The organism is Streptomyces sp. NPDC037203 (assembly GCF_055605065.1).
Genome location: NZ_JBVJUC010000013.1, coordinates 1 through 19,043 on the forward strand (window position 1 = coordinate 1; position 19,043 = coordinate 19,043).

Annotated in this window: 16 protein-coding genes and 1 pseudogene; 15 read left to right on the top strand and 2 right to left on the bottom strand. The window is 72.0% G+C overall.

Going from position 1 to position 19,043, the window contains the following annotated elements; genetic code table 11:
- Positions 1–162 (top strand): annotated as a pseudogene (locus ACZ7EC_RS28305) (ketol-acid reductoisomerase); the annotation flags it as partial.
- A 249-nt stretch (positions 163–411) separates the two neighbouring features.
- Positions 412–2,001, top strand: a complete 1,590-nt coding sequence (gene serA / locus ACZ7EC_RS28310; protein ID WP_471066967.1) for a phosphoglycerate dehydrogenase — start codon at positions 412–414, stop codon at positions 1,999–2,001.
- Between the two features lie 105 nt (positions 2,002–2,106).
- Here the strand turns inward: serA and ACZ7EC_RS28315 are convergent, their stop codons facing one another.
- Positions 2,107–3,576, bottom strand: coding sequence for an MFS transporter (locus ACZ7EC_RS28315; protein ID WP_471066968.1), 1,470 nt, complete (start codon positions 3,574–3,576; stop codon positions 2,107–2,109).
- A 98-nt stretch (positions 3,577–3,674) separates the two neighbouring features.
- Here ACZ7EC_RS28315 and ACZ7EC_RS28320 point away from each other — a divergent pair, with 98 nt between their 5' ends.
- From ACZ7EC_RS28320 to ACZ7EC_RS28330, 3 genes are all read left to right on the top strand, one after another.
- Positions 3,675–4,247 carry a TetR/AcrR family transcriptional regulator gene (locus ACZ7EC_RS28320; protein ID WP_471066970.1) on the top strand — a complete coding sequence of 191 codons (573 nt, stop codon included), beginning with the start codon at positions 3,675–3,677 and terminating at the stop codon, positions 4,245–4,247.
- 206 nt (positions 4,248–4,453) lie between these two features.
- Positions 4,454–4,987, top strand: coding sequence for a hypothetical protein (locus tag ACZ7EC_RS28325; RefSeq protein WP_471066972.1), 534 nt, complete (start codon positions 4,454–4,456; stop codon positions 4,985–4,987).
- Between the two features lie 223 nt (positions 4,988–5,210).
- On the top strand, positions 5,211–6,368 hold the full coding sequence (locus ACZ7EC_RS28330) for a serine hydrolase domain-containing protein (protein WP_471066973.1): 1,158 nt from the start codon (positions 5,211–5,213) through the stop codon (positions 6,366–6,368).
- Positions 6,369–6,450: 82 nt separating this feature from the next.
- Here ACZ7EC_RS28330 and ACZ7EC_RS28335 read toward each other — a convergent pair whose 3' ends face one another.
- Complete coding sequence (locus ACZ7EC_RS28335; RefSeq protein WP_471066975.1) at positions 6,451–7,911, bottom strand: PucR family transcriptional regulator; 1,461 nt, start codon at positions 7,909–7,911, stop codon at positions 6,451–6,453.
- Between the two features lie 165 nt (positions 7,912–8,076).
- On the opposite strand from ACZ7EC_RS28335, the gene ACZ7EC_RS28340 reads away from it, so the two are divergent.
- The 10 genes from ACZ7EC_RS28340 to ACZ7EC_RS28385 all read left to right on the top strand — a co-directional run bounded on the left by ACZ7EC_RS28340 (position 8,077) and on the right by ACZ7EC_RS28385 (position 19,007).
- Complete coding sequence (locus ACZ7EC_RS28340; protein WP_471066977.1) at positions 8,077–9,003, top strand: proline dehydrogenase family protein; 927 nt, start codon at positions 8,077–8,079, stop codon at positions 9,001–9,003.
- 37 nt (positions 9,004–9,040) lie between these two features.
- Positions 9,041–10,672, top strand: coding sequence for an L-glutamate gamma-semialdehyde dehydrogenase (gene pruA, locus ACZ7EC_RS28345; protein ID WP_471066979.1), 1,632 nt, complete (start codon positions 9,041–9,043; stop codon positions 10,670–10,672).
- Between the two features lie 568 nt (positions 10,673–11,240).
- Positions 11,241–11,369: a hypothetical protein gene (locus ACZ7EC_RS28350; protein WP_471066981.1), complete on the top strand. Its 129-nt coding sequence runs from the start codon at positions 11,241–11,243 to the stop codon at positions 11,367–11,369.
- A gap of 90 nt (positions 11,370–11,459) precedes the next feature.
- On the top strand, positions 11,460–12,503 hold the full coding sequence (locus tag ACZ7EC_RS28355; protein ID WP_471066983.1) for a 3-isopropylmalate dehydrogenase: 1,044 nt from the start codon (positions 11,460–11,462) through the stop codon (positions 12,501–12,503).
- A 269-nt stretch (positions 12,504–12,772) separates the two neighbouring features.
- Positions 12,773–13,861 carry a branched-chain amino acid aminotransferase gene (locus ACZ7EC_RS28360; protein ID WP_471066985.1) on the top strand — a complete coding sequence of 363 codons (1,089 nt, stop codon included), beginning with the start codon at positions 12,773–12,775 and terminating at the stop codon, positions 13,859–13,861.
- Between the two features lie 190 nt (positions 13,862–14,051).
- Positions 14,052–14,801 carry an urease subunit gamma gene (ureA, locus tag ACZ7EC_RS28365; RefSeq protein ID WP_471066987.1) on the top strand — a complete coding sequence of 250 codons (750 nt, stop codon included), beginning with the start codon at positions 14,052–14,054 and terminating at the stop codon, positions 14,799–14,801.
- Positions 14,798–16,522, top strand: coding sequence for an urease subunit alpha (locus ACZ7EC_RS28370; RefSeq protein WP_471066989.1), 1,725 nt, complete (start codon positions 14,798–14,800; stop codon positions 16,520–16,522). The genes ureA and ACZ7EC_RS28370 overlap by 4 nt, the downstream gene beginning before the upstream one ends.
- 35 nt (positions 16,523–16,557) lie before the next feature.
- Entirely contained in the window at positions 16,558–17,622 is a 1,065-nt protein-coding gene (locus ACZ7EC_RS28375) for an agmatine deiminase family protein (protein ID WP_471066991.1), read from the top strand.
- Between the two features lie 180 nt (positions 17,623–17,802).
- Complete coding sequence (locus ACZ7EC_RS28380; RefSeq protein ID WP_471066992.1) at positions 17,803–18,273, top strand: nuclear transport factor 2 family protein; 471 nt, start codon at positions 17,803–17,805, stop codon at positions 18,271–18,273.
- A gap of 116 nt (positions 18,274–18,389) precedes the next feature.
- A complete protein-coding gene (locus ACZ7EC_RS28385) occupies positions 18,390–19,007 on the top strand; it encodes a TetR/AcrR family transcriptional regulator (protein ID WP_471066994.1) in 618 nt (205 codons plus the stop codon).
- Positions 19,008–19,043 lie beyond the last annotated feature (36 nt).

The following is a 19,043-nucleotide window of genomic DNA, read 5'->3' on the forward strand; positions in this document are numbered from 1 at the left end:
GCCGAGATCCAGGACGGCACCTTCGCCAAGAACTGGATGGACGAGTACCACGGCGGCCTGAAGAAGTACGACGAGTACAAGAAGCAGGACTCCGAACACCTGCTGGAGACCACGGGCAAGCAGCTGCGCCGGCTGATGAGCTGGGTGAACGAGGAGGCGTAAGCCTCACGTCAGGGGGCCGGGGCATGCTGCTCCGGCCCCCATTCGCCACGATCTCCGGCGGCACTCCACATTGGAGTTCCCCGTCCGGGTGATCCTTCCGCAACGGCGCAAAGCAAAGACCGCGGCGCCACTAGACTGCTGCACAACATACGCGTCAGGCCCACAGCGTCGTGCGTCTTCCACGCGGCTAGCACCCCTCCGCCAGCGGCCGTCGGGACGGCCGTCCGCATTGGACTTGTGAGGACCCACGTGAGCTCGAAACCCGTCGTACTCATCGCCGAGGAGCTTTCGCCCGCGACCGTCGACGCCCTCGGCCCCGACTTCGAGATCCGGCACTGCAACGGAGCCGACCGGGCGGAGCTGCTGCCCGCCATCGCCGACGTCGACGCGATCCTGATCCGCTCCGCCACCAAGGTCGACGCCGAGGCCGTCGCCGCGGCCAAGAAGCTCAAGGTCGTCGCCCGCGCGGGCGTCGGCCTGGACAACGTGGACGTGTCCGCCGCCACCAAGGCCGGCGTGATGGTCGTCAACGCCCCGACCTCCAACATCGTCACCGCGGCCGAGCTGGCCTGCGGTCTGCTGCTGTCCACCGCCCGCAACATCCCGCAGGCCAACGCGGCGCTGAAGAACGGCGAGTGGAAGCGCAGCAAGTACACGGGTGTCGAGCTGGCCGAGAAGACCCTCGGCGTCGTCGGCCTCGGCCGCATCGGCGCCCTGGTCGCGCAGCGCATGTCCGCCTTCGGCATGAAGGTCGTCGCCTACGACCCGTATGTGCAGCCGGCGCGCGCCGCCCAGATGGGCGTGAAGGTGCTGTCCCTGGACGAGCTCCTGGAGGTCTCCGACTTCATCACCGTCCACCTGCCGAAGACCCCCGAGACCCTCGGCCTCATCGGCGACGAGGCGCTGCGCAAGGTCAAGCCGAGCGTGCGCATCGTCAACGCCGCGCGCGGCGGCATCGTGGACGAGGCGGCGCTGTACGCGGCGCTGAAGGAGGGCCGCGTCGCCGGCGCCGGCCTCGATGTGTACGCCAAGGAGCCGTGCACCGACTCCCCGCTGTTCGAGCTGGACCAGGTCGTGTGCACCCCCCACCTGGGCGCCTCCACGGACGAGGCCCAGGAGAAGGCGGGCATCGCGGTCGCCAGGTCGGTGCGGCTCGCCCTCGCCGGCGAGCTGGTCCCGGACGCGGTCAACGTGCAGGGCGGTGTCATCGCCGAGGACGTCAAGCCGGGCCTCCCGCTCGCCGAGCGCCTCGGCCGCATCTTCACCGCGCTCGCCGGCGAGGTGGCCGTGCGGCTGGACGTCGAGGTCTACGGCGAGATCACCCAGCACGACGTGAAGGTGCTCGAACTCTCCGCGCTCAAGGGCGTGTTCGAGGACGTCGTCGCCGAGACGGTGTCGTACGTGAACGCGCCGCTGTTCGCCCAGGAGCGCGGCGTCGAGGTGCGCCTCACCACCAGCTCCGAGGCGAGCGAGCACCGCAATGTGGTGACGGTCCGCGGCACGCTGGGCACCGGCGAGGAGGTCTCGGTCTCCGGCACGCTGGCCGGCCCCAAGCACATCCAGAAGATCGTCGCGGTCGGGGAGTACGACGTCGACCTCGCCCTCGCCGACCACATGCTGGTGCTGCGCTACGAGGACCGCCCCGGTGTCGTCGGCACCGTCGGCCGCATCCTCGGCGAGGCCGGTCTGAACATCGCCGGCATGCAGGTCGCCCGCGCCGCGGTGGGCGGCGAGGCCCTGGCCGTCCTCACGGTGGACGACACGGTGACGCCGAACGTCCTCGCCGAGGTCGCCGCCGAAATCGGCGCGGCCTCCGCCCGCTCGGTCAACCTGGTCTGACGCGTTCCCGCCCATCCGCCCACCTGACCCGGCGGGCTGGAGGGCCGGTGTGAAACCCCTGGGGGGCCGAGGAACACCTCGGCCCCCCAGGGGTTTCCCGGCCCGTCAGGGCCTGCCTTCGACCTTCCGCAGGGTCACCGCCGCCGCTACCGCCGCCAGCACCAGCACCACCGCCCCGGCCAGTGCGGCATCCCGCATCCCGCACGTGAACGCGTTCCGGGCGGCGGCGAGCAGCGACTGCCCGGCGGCGCGCGGCAGTCGAGCCACCGCGGCGAGCGCGCCCCCCAGGGTTTCGCGGGATCCCGCCGGGGCCGTGCCCGGCATCTCGTGGCGGTAGACCGCCGCACCGATCGACCCCAGGACGGCCATCCCGAGCGCCCCGCCGAACTCCGAGCTGGTCTCCAGCAGCGAGGACGCGGCGCCGGCCCGCTCCACCGGGGCACCGCTCATCGCCAGATCGGTCAGCTGGGACATGATCGCGACGACGCCGCAGGCGAGGACGCCCGCCCCGGCGAGCACCAGCCACAGCGAGTCGGTGCCCGCGAGGGCGAGCAGCGCGTATCCGCCGGCCATGGCCGCGAAGCCGCCCGCGACGACGGACCCCCGGTCGACGCCCCGCTGGACCAGCCACGCGGTGAGGGGACCGGCGAGGCCGATGAACACCGAGGGCAGCAGGCTCCACAGCGCCGCCGCGAGCGGGCTCTTGCCCAGCACCGACTGGAGGTACTGCGTGGTGAAGACGGCCGAGCCCATCATGCCCAGCGCGGAGAGGAGGTTGAGCACCAGCGCCGGGGCGAAGCCGGGGCCCTTCAGCAGGGCGGGCGGGATCAGTGGGGTGGCGTGGGTGCGCTGGCGGTGTACGAACAGTGCCGCGAACAGCAGGCCGACGGTGAGCGAGACGACGTACAGCGGGTGCCAGCCCTCGGAGGGGATCTCCTTCAGGCCGTAGATCACGGGCAGTACGGCGGCCAGGGACAGCGGCACGCTCACCCAGTCGAAGGGGCCGGGGGAGGGGTCGCGGGACTCGGGCAGCAGCACGGGTCCGAGCACCAGCAGCAGGGCCATGGCGGGGAGGTTGACGAGGAAGACGGACCCCCACCAGAAGTGTTCGACCAGGATGCCGCTCATCACCGAGCCGAGGGCGATGCCGCCGGTCATCACGCCGGACCACAGCCCGATCGCCTTCGCGCGCTCGGCCGGGTCGGTGAACATCGTGCGCAGCAGGGCCATGGTCGAGGGCATCAGGGTGGCGCCCCCGACGCCGAGGAGGGCGCGGGCGGCGATGAGGGTCTCTGCGCTGTGCGCGTAGGCGGCGAGGAGCGAGGCCCCGCCGAACGCGGCGGCGCCCATGAGCAGGAGCTTGCGGCGGCCGATGCGGTCCCCGAGCGACCCCATGGTCATCAGAAATCCGGCGAGCACGAAGCCGTAGATGTCGAAGATCCACAGCTGCTGGGTGCCGGTGGGGTGCAGGTCGGCGCTGATCGCCGGGGCGGCGAAGTACAGCACCGAGACGTCCATCGAGACCAGCAGCAGCGGGAGCATCAGCACGTAGAGGGCGGTCCATTCACGCTTCATGGCAGGCAAATGTACGGCCGTCTTAAACGCATGTCTAGAACGTTTGTATAAGTCATTCGTCTAGGACGCTTGTATGGGCGGCGCGGTAGGCTGCCGGCATGGGACACCGCGAGGATCTGCTCGACGGCGCGCAGCGCTGTCTGCTGGAGAAGGGCTTCGCGCGGACGACCGCGCGCGACATCGTGAAGGCGTCGGGGACCAACCTGGCCTCCATCGGCTACCACTACGGCTCCAAGGACGCGCTGCTGGCGCAGGCCTACATCGCGCTGGTGGAGGGGGAGTCCTTCGGAGGCGACGCCGGGTTCAGCGGCGCTCCCGGTTCGCTGGAGCGGTTCCGGGAGGTGTGGTCGGGCGTCGTCGACAGCCTGCGCGAACCGGGCTCGATCTGGCGGCTCAGCGTGGAGATCCTCGCGATGGGCGACCAACTCCCCGAAGTCCGGGACCAGTTGTCCCGCGCCCAGCGCGAGGGCGGCCGGGGCCTGGTCGCGGCGCTGATGGGGGTGCCGGAGGAGGGTGTCTCCGACGAGACCGCCGACACACTCGGCCGCTTCTACCTGACCCTGATGACGGGCCTGATCTCCCAGTGGACCTTCGACCCGGCGACCGCGCCGGACGGGGAGGCGCTGACGGAGGGGCTGCGGCAGGTCATCGAGGCGGCTGCGCCCAGGTGAGGTCCTGACTCCGAAGGGAGAAGGGGCTTGGTTCGGCCGGGTCGCCGTGGGTCGTACGGATGGTGCGACCGAGGTCTGACGGGCGGCCCCTCGGGTGCGTCCGAAGAGGTACATCCTTCCGCCCTGCGGGCGGACGTGGCGGGGGACCGCCGGGTGGCAACGTCGCCGGGTGTCGGAGCATGTTCGCCACTCAAGGAGCCGGACTCATGACCACCAGCGCGCCCTTACCCGCTTCCCCGCCCCTCGCGACCGCCTCGCCCGTCCCTGCCTGGGCCCGCCGGACGGCCCGGGCCGTCGTCTGGGCATCGCTGCCCTCGGCGCTGTGGCGCCTCGCCGTGGTGCTCGGCGTCCCGCTGGGGCTCGCCGCGTCCGAGTACGACGACATGCTCCTCCCCGGCTGGGGCTATCTCGTCCTCCCGCTGCTCTGCGCGTTCCAAGAGGGGCTGGCCTGGCTGGCGTTGGGGCTCGTCCGGCCGTGGGGCGAGGCGTGGCCCCGCTGGATCCCCGGCCTGGGAGGGCGCCGGATCCCGGTGTACGCCGCCGTCGTGCCCGCGGCGCTCGGAGCGCTCGCCTGCACCGTCTACGGCGTGCTGTTCGTGTATACGACGCTGCACGCCGACATGGACATCACGGTGTGGGGCGAGTGGGTGATGAACGCCTGCTACATCCCGCTGGCGGCGTGGGGACCCCTGCTCGGCGTGGTCACCTTCCACTACTACCGCCGCCGCACGCGGACTTGAGGCGGCGCCGGACCGGCTTGCCAGGGTCCGCGCGGAGGAACCGGTCCGGTTCCTCCGCGAGCGCGACGACGATCCGCAGCCCCCGACCGCCCTCCCCTCCGGGCCCCTGCCGACCGGGCGCGGGAACCGCGCGAGGATTCGGCCACCAGACCTGTCGACGCCGATGATTCCCAGTCCGTGCTGGAGTCTGCCTTCCGACAGCGAACTTCTGGAAGGCGGCCTCATGACGACCCTGCACGACCTGCTCGAAGCCCACGTCGATGCCGGTGCGCTGCCGGGAGCCGTCGGCCTCGTGGCCCGTGGTGACCAGGTCGAGGTGGCGGCCGTCGGCGCGCAGGACACCGGCGGTGGCGCCCCGATGGCGAGGGACTCCATCTTCCGGGTCGCCTCGCTCACCAAGTCCGTGACCGCCGCCGCACTGCTGATCCTCGTGGACGAGGGCAGGATCGCACTGGACGAGCCGATCGGGACGTGGCTGCCGGAGCTGGGGAAGCCGGTGGTCGTACGCACGCCGGCGAGCCCGGTGGACGACGTGGTGCCGGCCGACCGGCCGATTACCGTATTCGACGTGCTGTCCTCTCAGGCCGGGTACGGATTCGCCTCCGACTTCACCCTGCCGGCGGTGCAGGAGTTGTTCACGGTGCAGAAGGACGGCCGGGTGCCGAGCAACTTCCCGCCGGCCGACGAGTGGATGGCGGCGCTGGGCCGCATCCCGCTGCTGTACCAACCGGGCGCCGCCTGGCTGTACGACACCTGCTCCGTCTTGCAGGGGGTACTGATTCCGCGGGTCACCGGGCAGTCGCTGCAGGAGTTCCTGGCGGAGCGGATCTTCGGGCCGCTGGGCATGGTGGACACCGGTTTCGAGGCGCCGGCCGCCAAGCGGGGCCGGTTCACCAGCTTCTACCGGCCAGGCGACGACGGCAGTCTGGAACTCGCCGACGGCCCGGACGGCGAGTGGAGCAGTCTGCCCGCGCTTCCGCTCGGCAACGGCGGGCTGGCCTCGACCGCCGACGACTGGCTGGCCTTCTGCCGGATGTTGCCGGCCGGCGGGGTGGCGGCCGACGGCCGCCGGGTGCTGTCGGCCGACTCCGTGCGCATGATGACCACCGACCATACGAATCCGGCGCAGCGCGACATCGGCCGACTGTTCCTGGAGGGCCAGGGCTGGGGCTTCGGCGGCTCGGTCGACATCGACCGGGCCAACCCCTGGAATACGCCTGGCCGTTACGGCTGGGTCGGCGGCACGGGCACAGCGGCGCACGTCATCCCGGCCACGGGTGCCGTCACCATCCTGCTGACCCAGGTGGCCGCGACGGGTCCCGTGCCCGCACCGGTGATGAGGGAGTTCTGGCGGTACGCGGCGACGACTTCTGCCCGCTGACCGAACCGCTGCCATCGCCCTGGCCGACACGGTCGCCGGGGCAGTGCCGAGCCTTATGGAAATCGCCGAGGACGGACCCGACTCACAGCCGCGCCCGCTTCAGCGCCATGTGCAGCAGCAGTCGGTCCTCGCCGTCGTCCAGGTCAAGGCCCGTCAGCTGTTCCACGCGGTTGAGGCGGTAGTAGAGGGTCTGGCGGTGGATGCCCAGTTCGGACGCCGTGCGGCCCGCCTGGCCCGCGCAGTCGAGGTAGATCTCGGCGGTACGGGCCAGCTCGCGGTGGGCGGGGGAGAGGAGCGGGCCGGCGGCCGGGTCCTGCGCGGACTCCGGGGGGAGCGCGGTCAGGAGGCGGTACGGCCCGATGCCCCGCCACTGCGCGATCGGCCCGAGGCGCCGCTCGGCCAGCGCCGCCTGCGCCGCGGCGCGCGCCTCCTGCCATACCGTGCCCAGCTCGGCCAGCCCGGCGCGCGGCTCCCCGATCCCGGCCGCGGGCCCGCCGAACCCGGCCGCCGTCCCGAGGCCCCCGGCGAAGCCGGCCGCCCCGGCGGCCCCCGCCGCCACCGCCGCGGCCACCACCGCCCCGGCGCCCCGCGCCACGGCCCCCTTGCCAGAGACTCCCGAAGCCCCGCTCGACGTGCCCGAAACCTCCGAAGCGCCCCGCGCCGCGCCCCTCGTCCGTGCCCCGCGCACGCCGGTGCCCGGCTCGGCTTCCGGGTCGCTGCGGGGCGCAGTCCCGGATTCGCTCCGTACTCCCAGCGCCCCCCACATCCCCTCCGCCTCCTCCCGTACCCGTGCCGCCGCCGCCAGCGCCGGTGCCGCCACCGACGTGGAGCGCAGGCGCACCAGGACCGCGAGGCTCTGGCCCGCCGTGCCCCAGGGGATCGTGCACAGCGCGGCCGCGTGCGGGATGGAGCGGGCGGAGGGGGCGTCGTCGGGGTCGGGGGAGGGCCAGGGGGCCACGCAGACCAGGGTGTGCGGGCCGTCGGCGCGGGGGCCCAGCGCCGTGCGCAGGTCGGCCACCGCCATGTCCCGCTGCCAGCCCCCCTCCGCCGTGAGGACCGCCCGCAGCTCCCGGCTCAGGCCCGCCCCGGCCTCCGCCTCGTCCGCGAGCAGCGCGCCGATCCGGCCGGCCACCCGCATGGCGGCGGTCAGCTGGGCGTCCGTCGGGCCGGGGTCGCCGTCCAGGAGCCAGACGTAGCCGAGGACGACACCGCGGTGGCGCACCGGCAGGCAGATCCGGCCGCGGTAGACGCCGGCCTCCGGGCTCGGCGGGATGCGGACCGGGCCGGTCGCGCGGGTGATGCCGAAGCCCTCGAACCAGGTGCGCACGCCCGCCGTGGAGCGCCGGGTGAGGATCGAGCGGGTGCGCACCGGATCCAGTGCCGAGGCGTCCAGCTCCTCGTCGCTGTCGTACGCCCCGAAGGCGAGCAGCTCGAAGTCGCGGTTCTCCAGAGTCGCGGGCACGCCGAGCAGCTCCGAGATCTCGTCCACCAGCTCCTGGTAATCACCCTTGTAAACCGACGCCACGCGGGCATTCTCCCCCATTTTCCGGCCACCTTCATACAGATGTCTGAGATCGCGGGGACGGATGCGTGACAGCTGTCGATGGCCGACGATCAGAGGGATCCGTAGGTTTCACGGTGGTTCTCCGTGCCGTACCCGAATCGTCGGGTGATGGCCTCTTCTGGTGCTTGTCTGTGGAGGTGCCCCGTGCTGGGTCCCGTGATTCTCGCCGCGTCGCGCAGCGACCGGATGCGTCGCCTGATCTCGGCGGCCCCGGTGACCAAGCAGGTCGTCGACCGCTTCATTCCGGGTGAGACGGTGTCCGACATCGTCCCGATCATCAAGGACCTGACGGGCAAGGGCCTCCAGCTGACGATGGACGTCGTCGGCGAGGACATCACCACCCCCGAGCAGGCCGCCCAGGCCCGCGACGCCTACCTCGCGCTGATCGACCACCTCAAGGAGCTGGAGCTCGGCGAGAAGGTCGAGATGTCGGTCAAGCTGTCGATGTTCGGCCAAGCGCTGGAGGGCGGCCACGAGCTGGCGCTTGCCAACGTCCGCCCTGTCGTGGAGGCCGCCGCCGCCATCGGTACGACCGTCACACTGGACGCCGAGGACCACACCACCCTCGACTCGATGTTCGCCATCCACGAGGAGCTGCGGAAGGACCACCCGCAGACGGGCTGCGTCATCCAGGCGTACCTCTTCCGCACCGAGGCCGACGCCAAGCGGCTCGCCGAGTCCGGCAGCCGGGTCCGCCTGGTCAAGGGCGCCTACAAGGAGCCCGCCGAGGTCGCGTACCAGCAGAAGCACGAGATCGACAAGGCCTACGTGCGCATCCTGCGGATCCTGATGGAGGGCGAGGGCTACCCGATGATCGGGTCCCACGACCCGCGCCTGATATCCATCGCGCAGGAGCTCGCCCACAAGGCCGGTCGTAAGCTCGACGAGTACGAGTTCCAGATGCTGTACGGCATCCGCGGCGACGAGCACCTGCGGCTGGCCGCCGAGGGCCACCGTATGCGCGTCTACACGGCGTACGGCACCGACTGGTACGGCTACTTCATGCGCCGTCTGGCGGAGAAGCCGGCGAACCTGCGCTTCTTCCTCCGCAGCATGGTCAGCAAGGGCTGAGCCCACCACCCGCTCACGTACAAGGAGTTCGGATCTCATGGACGCTGTGACCCAGGTCCCCACCCCCGTCAACGAGCCGGTGCACGGCTACGCCCCCGGCTCGCCCGAGCGCGCCCGTCTGGAGGCCAGGCTCAAGGAGCTGGCCGGCAACCCGGTCGAGCTGCCGATGACCATCGGCGGCGAGAAGCGGCTGGGCGGCGGCGAGCCGTTCGAGGTCGTGCAGCCGCACAACCACAAGGCCGTCCTCGGCACCGGCCGCCACGCCACCCAGCAGGACGCGCGGGACGCCATCGACGCGGCCCTCGCCGCCGCCCCGGCCTGGCGCGCGATGTCCTTCGACGACCGCGCCGCGATCATCCTGCGCGCCGCCGAGCTGCTGTCCGGCCCCTGGCGCGAGACGATCGCCGCCTCCACCATGCTCGGCCAGTCCAAGACGGCCCAGCAGGCGGAGATCGACAGCCCCTGTGAGCTGGTCGACTTCTGGCGCTTCAACGTGCACTACGCCCGCCAGATCCTCGCCGAGCAGCCCCCGGCGAACTCGCCGGGCGTGTGGAACCGCATGGACCACCGCCCGCTGGAGGGCTTCGTCTACGCGATCACGCCGTTCAACTTCTCCGCGATCGCCGCGAACCTGCCCACCGCCCCGGCCCTGATGGGCAACGTGGTGGTCTGGAAGCCGTCCCCGACCCAGACCCACGCCGCCGTGCTGCTCATGCAGCTCCTGGAGGAGGCCGGTCTGCCCAAGGGCGTCATCAACCTCGTCACCGGCGACGGCATCGAGGTCTCCAAGGTCGCCCTGGAGCACCGCGACCTCGCGGGCATCCACTTCACCGGCTCGACCAAGACCTTCCAGTACCTGTGGAAGACGGTCGGCAACAACATCGAGAAGTACCGCTCGTACCCGCGTCTGGTCGGCGAGACCGGCGGCAAGGACTTCCTGGTCGCCCACCCGAGCGCCGACCGTGCCATCCTGAAGACCGCCCTGACCCGCGGTGCCTTCGAGTACCAGGGCCAGAAGTGCAGCGCCACCTCCCGCGCGTACATCCCGGCGTCCATCTGGAACTCGGGCTTCAAGGAGGAGTTCGCGGCCGAGGTCGACTCCCTCACGGTGGGCGACGTGACGGACCTGTCCAACTTCATGGGCGCCGTCATCGACGACCGCTCCTTCGCCAAGAACAAGGCCGCGATCGACCGCGCCAAGGCCGACGCCACTTGCACGATCGTCGCGGGCGGCACGTACGACGACTCGGTCGGCTACTTCGTGCGCCCGACCGTCATCGAGTGCTCGGACCCGGAGAACGAGGTCTTCACGACCGAGTACTTCGGCCCGATCCTCGCGGTGTACGTCTACCAGGACGACGAGTACGACGAGATGCTGACCCAGATGGAGTCGGTCTCGGACTACGCCCTCACCGGCTCGGTCATCGCCAACGACCGTGCGGCGGCCGCGTACACGATGGAGAAGCTCCGCTTCGCCGCGGGCAACTTCTACATCAACGACAAGTCGACCGGTGCCGTGGTCGGCCAGCAGCCCTTCGGCGGCGGCCGCGCCTCCGGCACCAACGACAAGGCCGGTGCCCCCCAGAACCTGATGCGCTGGACCCTGACCCGCGCCATCAAGGAGACCCTGGTCCCGCCGACCGACTACACGTACCCGCACATGGGCTGATCCTCGGCCCGACCCGGACGACGGGCCGGGAAGCCTGACTTCGAACAGGCTTCCCGGCCCGTTTCCCATTCCCGGCCCGCCGCGATACCCGGCCCGGCCGCGATTCCCGCCGGCTGACGGGACGGTGATGCGGCGCAGCCGTCCAACTCCTCCCCGGCGCCGTGCTGTTCGAGCGCGGCCGGTCCGGCGCCCGGCCCGACCTCGGGATCGCCACGCTGAACGGGGCGCCGCCCTCGGGCCCGCAGGACCGGCAGGAGACAGGCAGGGAACCGGCAAAATGTCCGGAAAGCCCGCGGCCGGATCAGTAAAGGCCCAGGTCAGGACCGAGTCGTCCGGGTGGGCCGTCTCAGATAGTAGGAAGCCCGAGTATTTGTGCAGACAGGCACAGGGGCATGCCCTTACTTTGGAGGAAGCCGAACATCTCGCTCGACCCAGCGAATGGCGGTTGTGAGCCGGGCTCCGTGCAGGCAACCCCTGCGGCCGATGCTCCCCGCCCCCTTCCGGCGCCTCGTATCGCCTGCGTACCCCTCATTTCCGTGCTCCGGTTCTGCCGAAGGAGTCGATTGCCATGGCCGAGACGACCGTCCGCCGAGTCCGCCACACGCACCGCGCCAGCGAGTCCGACCGCAGGCAGGCCGCCGCCGCGCTCCAGCGCGCCCTCGACCGCAGGGACAACGGCGGGCAGACCGGCCACTGAGCCCGCTCGCCGTGCCGCCGCGCGGGACATGATCTGTCCGCATGCCGGACGGGTCATGTCATCCCGTGGGACGAGGAGTAGGGTTCCCGCATGTCTCGCAGCCTCAATCTCGCAGTGATCCCCGGTGACGGCATCGGCCAGGAGGTCGTGGCCGAGGGTCTGAGGGTCCTCTCCGCCGTCCTTCCGCAGGACGTGAAGCTGGAGACCCGTGAGTACGACTTCGGCGCCAAGCGCTACCACGCCACCGGTGAGACCCTCACCGACGCGGACCTCGCACAGCTGAAGCGGCACGACGCCATCCTGCTCGGCGCCATCGGCGACCCCTCGGTGCCCTCCGGCGTCCTGGAGCGCGGCTTCCTGCTCAAGCTCCGCTTCGCCTTCGACCACCATGTCAACCTGCGGCCGAGCAAGCTGCTGCCGGGCGTTTCCACTCCGCTCGCCGGGCAGCCGGAGATCGACTTCGTCGTCGTCCGCGAGGGCACGGAAGGCCCGTACACCGGCAACGGCGGCACCATTCGCAAGGGCACCCCGCACGAGGTCGCCACCGAGGTGTCCGTCAACACGGCGTACGGCGTCGAGCGCGTCGTCCGCGACGCCTTCGCCCGCGCCCAGGCCCGCCCGCGCAAGAAGCTCACCCTGGTCCACAAGAACAACGTGCTGACCTTCGCCGGCCACCTGTGGACCGACACCTTCAACCGGGTCGCCCAGGAGTTCCCCGAGGTCGGCACCGACTACCTGCATGTCGACGCGGCCACCATCTTCCTGGTCACCCAGCCCGAGCGCTTCGACGTGATCGTCACCGACAACCTCTTCGGCGACATCATCACCGACCTCGCCGCGGCCGTCTCCGGCGGCATCGGCGTGGCCGCCTCCGGCAACATCAACCCCAGCCGCGAGTTCCCGTCCATGTTCGAGCCGGTGCACGGCTCGGCCCCGGACATCGCCGGACAGGGCAAGGCCGACCCCACGGCCACCGTCCTCTCCGTCGCCCTGCTGCTGCGCCACCTCGGGTACGACGCCGAGGCCGACCGCATCGACGCCGCGGTCGCCGCCGACCTCACCGAGCGCGCGGGCCGGCCCGCCCGGAGCACCTCCGAGATCGGCGACGCGCTCGCCGCCCGAGTAGCCGGCTGACCCGGCGCTCCCTTCTCAAGAAGCCGCCGGGCCGCATGATCGCCCGGCGGCTTCCGCATGTCCCCGCCGGGTGAAAGCATCGCCCCTTGGGCCGCCAACACGACCCCTGGGCCGCAGCCCACGACCCGATTCCGTCGGCCGAGGCCCGCGCGCGATAATCGAACGCGGAGCCGCGGTATGAGGGAAAGCTCGGATGTCCGAGCACCGGTCGAAACCGGTGTCAGGTGTGAGCGCGGCCCGTCACGACAACCGGTGAAGGACAATCACTCATGACGACGCCCACGATCGAGCTCAAGCCCTCCGCCAGCCCCCTCGCCGCCGCCGAGCGCGAGGCGATCCTGGCCAATCCCGGATTCGGCCGCCACTTCACCGACCACATGGTGACGATCCGGTGGACCGAGGGCCGCGGCTGGCACGACGCCCAGCTCGTGCCGTACGGCCCGATCTCCCTCGATCCCTCCACGCAGGTGCTGCACTACGGCCAGGAGATCTTCGAGGGGCTGAAGGCGTACCGCCAGCCCGACGGCTCGATCGCGCTGTTCCGCCCCGAGGCCAACGCCCGCCGCTTCCGCACCTCCGCCCGCCGCATGGCCATGGCCGAGCTGCCCGAGGAGCTGTTCATCGCCGCCCTGGACGCACTGCTCGTCCAGGACGCCGACTGGGTCCCGCCGCACGGCGGCGAGGCGGCCCTCTATCTGCGCCCGTTCATGATCGCCACCGAGGCCGCGCTCGGCGTGCACCCGGCCAACGAATACCTGTTCCTGCTGATCGCCTCCCCGTCCGGCGCCTACTTCTCCGGCGGCGTCAAGCCGGTCACCATCTGGGTCGCCGAGGACCACGTCCGCGCCGTCCCCGGCGGCACCGGCGACGCCAAGACCGGCGGCAACTACGCCGCCTCCCTGCTCCCGCAGGCCGAGGCCGCCGCGCACGGCTGCGACCAGGTCGTCTACCTCGACGCGGTCACCCGCACCAAGGTCGAGGAGAGCGGCAGCATGAACGTCGCCTTCGTCTACGGCGACCGGATCGTCACCCCCTCGCTGACCGGCTCCATCCTGGAGGGCATCACCCGCGACTCCCTCCTCCAGGTCGCCCGCGACCTCGGCTACCAGGCCGAGGAGGGCGTGGTCACCCTGGAGCAGTGGCGCGCGGACGCCGCCTCCGGCGCGCTGACCGAGGTCTTCGCCTGCGGCACCGCCGCCGTGGTCACCCCGATCGGCCACGTCAAGACCAAGACGGACGAGTGGACCCACGGCGACGGCACTCCCGGCGAGGTGACCATGCGCCTGCGCGAGGCGCTGCTCGGCGTCCAGCGGGGTATGACCGAGGACAAGCACGGCTGGATGCACCGGATCGGCTGACGCTCGGGCACCTCGCACAGGGCCGCCATGACCCCCTCAGGGGTCGTCGGCGGCCCTGCGCGTTTTTAGAGCGGTGTTCGATCCCTCACGCCCTCATCTCTAGCCAGCTCGCGTTCCACCTGCTTAGAGTGGTGCTCGAAAGCTTTAGAGTGTCGCTCTAAATGGGTGGACGAGAAGGAGGCGGCGCGCCGTGCGACTGACCCCCACGGAACGAGACCGGCTGCTGCTTTTCGGCGCCGCCGAGCTGGCCCGCGCCCGGCGCGCCCGCGGCCTGCGGCTCAACGTGCCGGAGGCGACCGCGCTGATCGCGGACACCGTCTGCGAGGCCGCCCGCGACGGCCGGCGGCTCGCGGAGGCGATCGAGGCGGCGCGCGGTGTCCTCGGCCCCGAGGACGTGCTGCCGGGTGTCGCCGACGTGGTGACCGAGGTGATGGTCGAGGCCGTGTTCGACGACGGCTCCCGGCTCGCGGTGGTCTCCGACCCCATCGGCGGGGGGCTGGGCGCGGACGCCCCCGGCGCGCTGCTGCCGGGTCCCGCGCACGCGGACCCCGAGCCGGTGCTCCGGCTCACCGTCACCAACACCGCTGCCGTGCCGGTCTCCGTCACCTCCCACTTCCACTTCTTCGAGGCCAACCCCCGCCTCGACTTCGACCGCGCGGCCGCCTACGGCATGCGGCTCGCCGTGCCCGCCGGCTCCTCCGTGCGCTTCGGGCCGGGGGAGAGCGAGGAGGTCGGGCTGGTGCCGATCGGCGGTGAGCGGATCGCGATCGGCTTCGCCGGGCTGGTCGACGGGCCGCTGGACGCGCCGGGCGCGCGTGCGGAGGCGCTGCGCAGGGCCGCGGCCTGCGGATATCTGGGGGTCACCGATGGCGGAGCGCGGGGGTTCGGCGGCGGACGCCCGGAGGCCGCGGGCGACGAGGAGAAGGGGCAGCAGCGATGAGCCGGTCCAAGGGGCGCGAGGTGAGCCGGGAGATCCATGTCGACCCGCGCGCCTACGCCGCCACCCACGGCCCCCGCGCGGGCGACCGGGTCCGCCTCGGCGACTCGGGCCTGACCATCCGGGTGGAGTCCGACGCCCAGCGCCACGGCGACGAGTTCCTCGCCGGGTTCGGCAAGACGGCCCGCGACGGACTGCACCTCAAGGCCGCCGCCGTGCGCGAGACCTGCGACGTGGTGATCAGCAACGTCGTGGTGATCGACGCGGTGCAGGGCATCCGCAAGGTGTCCATCGGCATCCGCGAGGGCCGCATCAGCGCGATCGGCCGGGCGGGCAACCCGGACACGCTGGACGGCGTGGACGTCGTCGTCGGCACCGGCACCTCGATCGTCTCCGGCGAGGGCCTGATCGCCACCGCGGGCGCCGTCGACACCCATGTCCACCTGCTGTCGCCGCGCATCATGGAGGCGTCCCTCGCCTCCGGCGTGACCACCATCATCGGGCAGGAGTTCGGCCCGGTGTGGGGCGTCGGCGTCAACTCCCCCTGGGCGCTGCGCCACGCCTTCGGTGCCTTCGACGCCTGGCCGGTCAACATCGGCTTCCTGGGCCGGGGTTCGTCCTCGCACGAAGCCCCGCTGATCGAGGCGCTGGCCGAGGGCGGCGCGAGCGGCTTCAAGGTGCACGAGGACATGGGTGCCCACACCCGCGCCCTGGACACCGCGCTACGGGTCGCCGAGGAGCACGACGTCCAAGTCGCGCTGCACAGCGACGGGTTGAACGAGTGCCTCTCGGTCGAGGACACGCTCAGGGTGCTGGAGGGCCGCACCATCCACGCCTTCCACATCGAGGGCTGCGGCGGCGGCCACGTCCCGAACGTGCTGAAGATGGCCGGAGTGCCGAACGTCATCGGCTCCTCCACCAACCCCACCCTGCCCTTCGGCCGGGACGCGGTCGCCGAGCACTACGGCATGATCGTCTCCGTCCACGACCTCAAGCCCGACCTGCCGGGCGACGCGGCCATGGCCCGCGACCGGATCCGGGCCGGCACCATGGGCGCCGAAGACGTGCTGCACGACCTGGGCGCGATCGGCATCACCTCCTCCGACGCCCAGGGCATGGGCCGCGCGGGGGAGACGGTACGGCGCACCTTCGCCATGGCCGGCAAGATGAAGGCCGAGCTGGGCCCCCTGGAGGGTGACGGCGCGGCCGACGACAACGCCCGCGTGCTGCGCTACATGGCCAAACTGACCATCAACCCCGCGATCGCGCACGGGCTTTCCCACGAGGTCGGCTCGATCGAGGTCGGCAAGCTCGCCGATATCGTGCTGTGGCGCCCCGAGTACTTCGGCGCCAAGCCGCAGCTCGTCCTCAAGTCCGGCTTCCCCGCCTACGGCGTCGTCGGCGACCCCAACGCGGCCACCGACACCTGTGAACCCCTCGTCCTGGGGCCGCAGTTCGGGGCGTACGGCGCGACGGCCGCCGACCTCTCGGTCGCGTTCGTCGCGCAGGCCGCCGTGGACCAGGGCAACGACACCATGCCGACGCGCCGCCGCCGGGTCGCCGTGCGCGGCACCCGCGGCATCGGCCCCGCCGACCTGCGGCTGAACGCCCGTACCGGAGCGGTCGACGTCGACCAGCGCACCGGCCTGGTCACCCTCGACGGCGACCCGCTGCGCTCGGAGCCGGCCGACTCGGTCTCCCTCAACCGCCTCTACTTCCTGTGAACTTCGCACCCCGCGACCTTGGAACGGACCCCCAGATGAGCACCCCCGCCGCCGACGGCTTCCGCATGCCCGCCGAGTGGACCCCGCACGAGCGCACCTGGATGGCGTGGCCGGGCCCCAACCCCACCTTCGAGGACGCCGAGGACCTCGCCGCCTCCCGGCGCGCCTGGGCCGCGGTGGCCCGCGCCGTCCGCCGCTTCGAACCGGTGACCGTGGTCTGCGGACCCGGTGCCTCGGCGCAGGCGCGGGAACTGCTCGGGCCGGACATCGACCTCGTGGAGCGCGAGCTGGACGACGCCTGGATGCGCGACATCGGCCCCACCTTCGTCACCGACGGCCAGGGCCGACTGGCCGCCGTGGACTGGACGTTCAACGGGTGGGGCGCCCAGGACTGGGCCCGCTGGGAGTACGACGCGAAGGCCGGCGCGTACGTGGCCGACCTCGCGGGCGCGCGGACGTACGCCTCGACGCTGGTCAACGAGGGCGGCGGCATCCATGTCGACGGTGAGGGCACGGTGCTGCTCACCGAGACCGTGCAGCTCGGCCCCGAGCGCAACCCGCACTGGACGAAGGAGCAGGTCGAGGCGGAGATCCACGCCCACCTCGGCACCAGCAAGGCGATCTGGCTGCCGCGCGGCCTGACCGCCGACTATCCGCCGTACGGCTTCGGCACCCTGGGCCACGTCGACATCGTCGCCGCCTTCGCCCGCCCCGGCGTCGTCCTCGCCCACCACCAGCCGGACCCGGCCCACCCCGACCACGAGGTCACCAAGGAGATCATCGGCCTCCTCACGTCCTCGACCGACGCGCAGGGCCGCCCCCTGGAGGTCGTGGAGGTCCCCGCGCCGACCGTCCTGGAGGCGGACGGCCACTGGGCCGACTACTCCTACATCAACCACTACCTGTGCAACGACGGCGTCGTCCTGTGCGCCTTCGACGACCCCCGCGACGAGACCGCCGCCGCCATCTTCCGCCGCCTCTTCCCCGACCGCACGGTCACCCTCGTGGACGCCCGGCAGATCTTCGCGGCCGGGGGCGGCATCCACTGCATCACCCAGCAGCAGCCCCAGAGCGCCGCTCGCCGGGCCGACCTCCGCTGACGGCCGCGCACCGGGCGGCCAGGGGCGAGGAGGCGTGGAAGGCGGCCGATCCGTTCAAACACGGACTACGTCCGCAAGCCGTGCACAGGCACTGGTGGCGGCACTGACATCCAAGGGCATGTCGCCGCGTGCAGCGGCCGCTCTTGACCTCAAGTCCGGTTCAGGTCGGAGGCTGAGCGCATGACCACGGACATGAGCGCGCAGACGGATCAGACGGAGATCGCCGCCCTGGTGGACCGGTATTTCCGGGCGCTGGACGCGCGGGAGTTCACGCCCGGCTGGGCGGACGGCTTCCTCACCCCGGACGCCCGGATGGAGACCCCGCTCGGGACGTCCCAGGGCGCGGCGGCCGTCCGGGCGACCGAGGAGGCGCTCGGGCGGTACGACCGTACGCAGCACCTCGCCTCCGGCGTCCTCGCCGAGGTGACCGGCACCACGGCGCGGGCCACCTGGAACGCCCTGATGGTCCATGTCCACCACGACGCCACGCTGTTCCAGGTCGGCGGCGTCTTCGAGGCGGACCTCACGCGGACGGGCGACGGCTGGCGGTTCGCCCGGATGGCCGTCCGTGCGGTCTGGACGCAGGGGCGGCCGCCCGCGGGCGTCGGGGAACCGGCGTCCCGGCGGCCGCCGGGCTTCCGGGTCGGGTAGAACATACGGGTGAACGTCCTGGTCTGTACGGGCCGCGGGCACCGTCTCCCCGAGCCGGTCCGGCCGCTGCCCGCGTCGCCCGCCCGCCGTCCCCTCGCCGCACGGACGGTGTCCGCATGAGCGAGGGCGCCGCGCCGCGCCGGCGCACCCCCGCCCCGCCCCGCGAGGAGCTGCTCGCCGCGGCCATGGGCATGATCGCCGAACGCGGTCTGGAGAAGCTCACCATGGCGGCGCTCGGCCGTGCGGTCGGGATGAGCAGCGGGCATCTGCTCTACTACTTCCGCTCCAAGGACGAACTGCTGCTCCAGACCCTGGAGTGGAGCGAGGGCCGGCTCGGTGCGGCGCGCGGCCGGCTGCTCGCGGGCGAGGGCTCGGCGCGCGAGCGGCTGGCGGCCTACGTCGACCTGTACGTGCCCGACGGCCACCGCGATCCCCACTGGAGCCTGTGGCTGGAGGTCTGGAACCGCTCCCAGAACGCCGACGACGACGCACGCGCCCGCCAGGCCGCGATCGAGGGCGCCTGGCACCGGGACCTCGTCGCGCTGATCGCCGAGGGCATCTCGCGGGGAGAGTTCCGCACCGTGGACGCGGACCGCTTCGCCACCCGCACGCGCGCGCTGCTCGACGGCTTCTCGATCCACGTGGCGATCGGCCTGCGCGGAGTGCGCCGGGAGCAAGTGATCCAGCACGTGAGGGAGTTCATCGAGGAGGGACTTGCCGCCCCGTCGCCGTGAACGCGTCGGCGGTGCGGCGGGCGCGCGTTCCCCGCC

Excerpts from the sequence above, each read along its gene's own strand:
- ACZ7EC_RS28350 (WP_471066981.1), top strand. The coding sequence starts at position 11,241 with ATGGCCGAGACGACCGTCCGCCGAGTCCGCCACACGCACCGCGCCAGC.
- ACZ7EC_RS28370 (WP_471066989.1), top strand. The coding sequence starts at position 14,798 with ATGAGCCGGTCCAAGGGGCGCGAGGTGAGCCGGGAGATCCATGTCGAC.
- ACZ7EC_RS28315 (WP_471066968.1), bottom strand. The coding sequence starts at position 3,576 with ATGAAGCGTGAATGGACCGCCCTCTACGTGCTGATGCTCCCGCTGCTG.
- ACZ7EC_RS28335 (WP_471066975.1), bottom strand. The coding sequence starts at position 7,911 with ATGGGGGAGAATGCCCGCGTGGCGTCGGTTTACAAGGGTGATTACCAG.
- pruA (WP_471066979.1), top strand. The coding sequence starts at position 9,041 with ATGGACGCTGTGACCCAGGTCCCCACCCCCGTCAACGAGCCGGTGCAC.
- ACZ7EC_RS28385 (WP_471066994.1), top strand. The coding sequence starts at position 18,390 with ATGAGCGAGGGCGCCGCGCCGCGCCGGCGCACCCCCGCCCCGCCCCGC.
- ACZ7EC_RS28375 (WP_471066991.1), top strand. The coding sequence starts at position 16,558 with ATGAGCACCCCCGCCGCCGACGGCTTCCGCATGCCCGCCGAGTGGACC.
- ACZ7EC_RS28325 (WP_471066972.1), top strand. The coding sequence starts at position 4,454 with ATGACCACCAGCGCGCCCTTACCCGCTTCCCCGCCCCTCGCGACCGCC.
- ACZ7EC_RS28330 (WP_471066973.1), top strand. The coding sequence starts at position 5,211 with ATGACGACCCTGCACGACCTGCTCGAAGCCCACGTCGATGCCGGTGCG.
- ACZ7EC_RS28320 (WP_471066970.1), top strand. The coding sequence starts at position 3,675 with ATGGGACACCGCGAGGATCTGCTCGACGGCGCGCAGCGCTGTCTGCTG.
- ACZ7EC_RS28355 (WP_471066983.1), top strand. The coding sequence starts at position 11,460 with ATGTCTCGCAGCCTCAATCTCGCAGTGATCCCCGGTGACGGCATCGGC.
- ACZ7EC_RS28380 (WP_471066992.1), top strand. The coding sequence starts at position 17,803 with ATGACCACGGACATGAGCGCGCAGACGGATCAGACGGAGATCGCCGCC.
- ACZ7EC_RS28360 (WP_471066985.1), top strand. The coding sequence starts at position 12,773 with ATGACGACGCCCACGATCGAGCTCAAGCCCTCCGCCAGCCCCCTCGCC.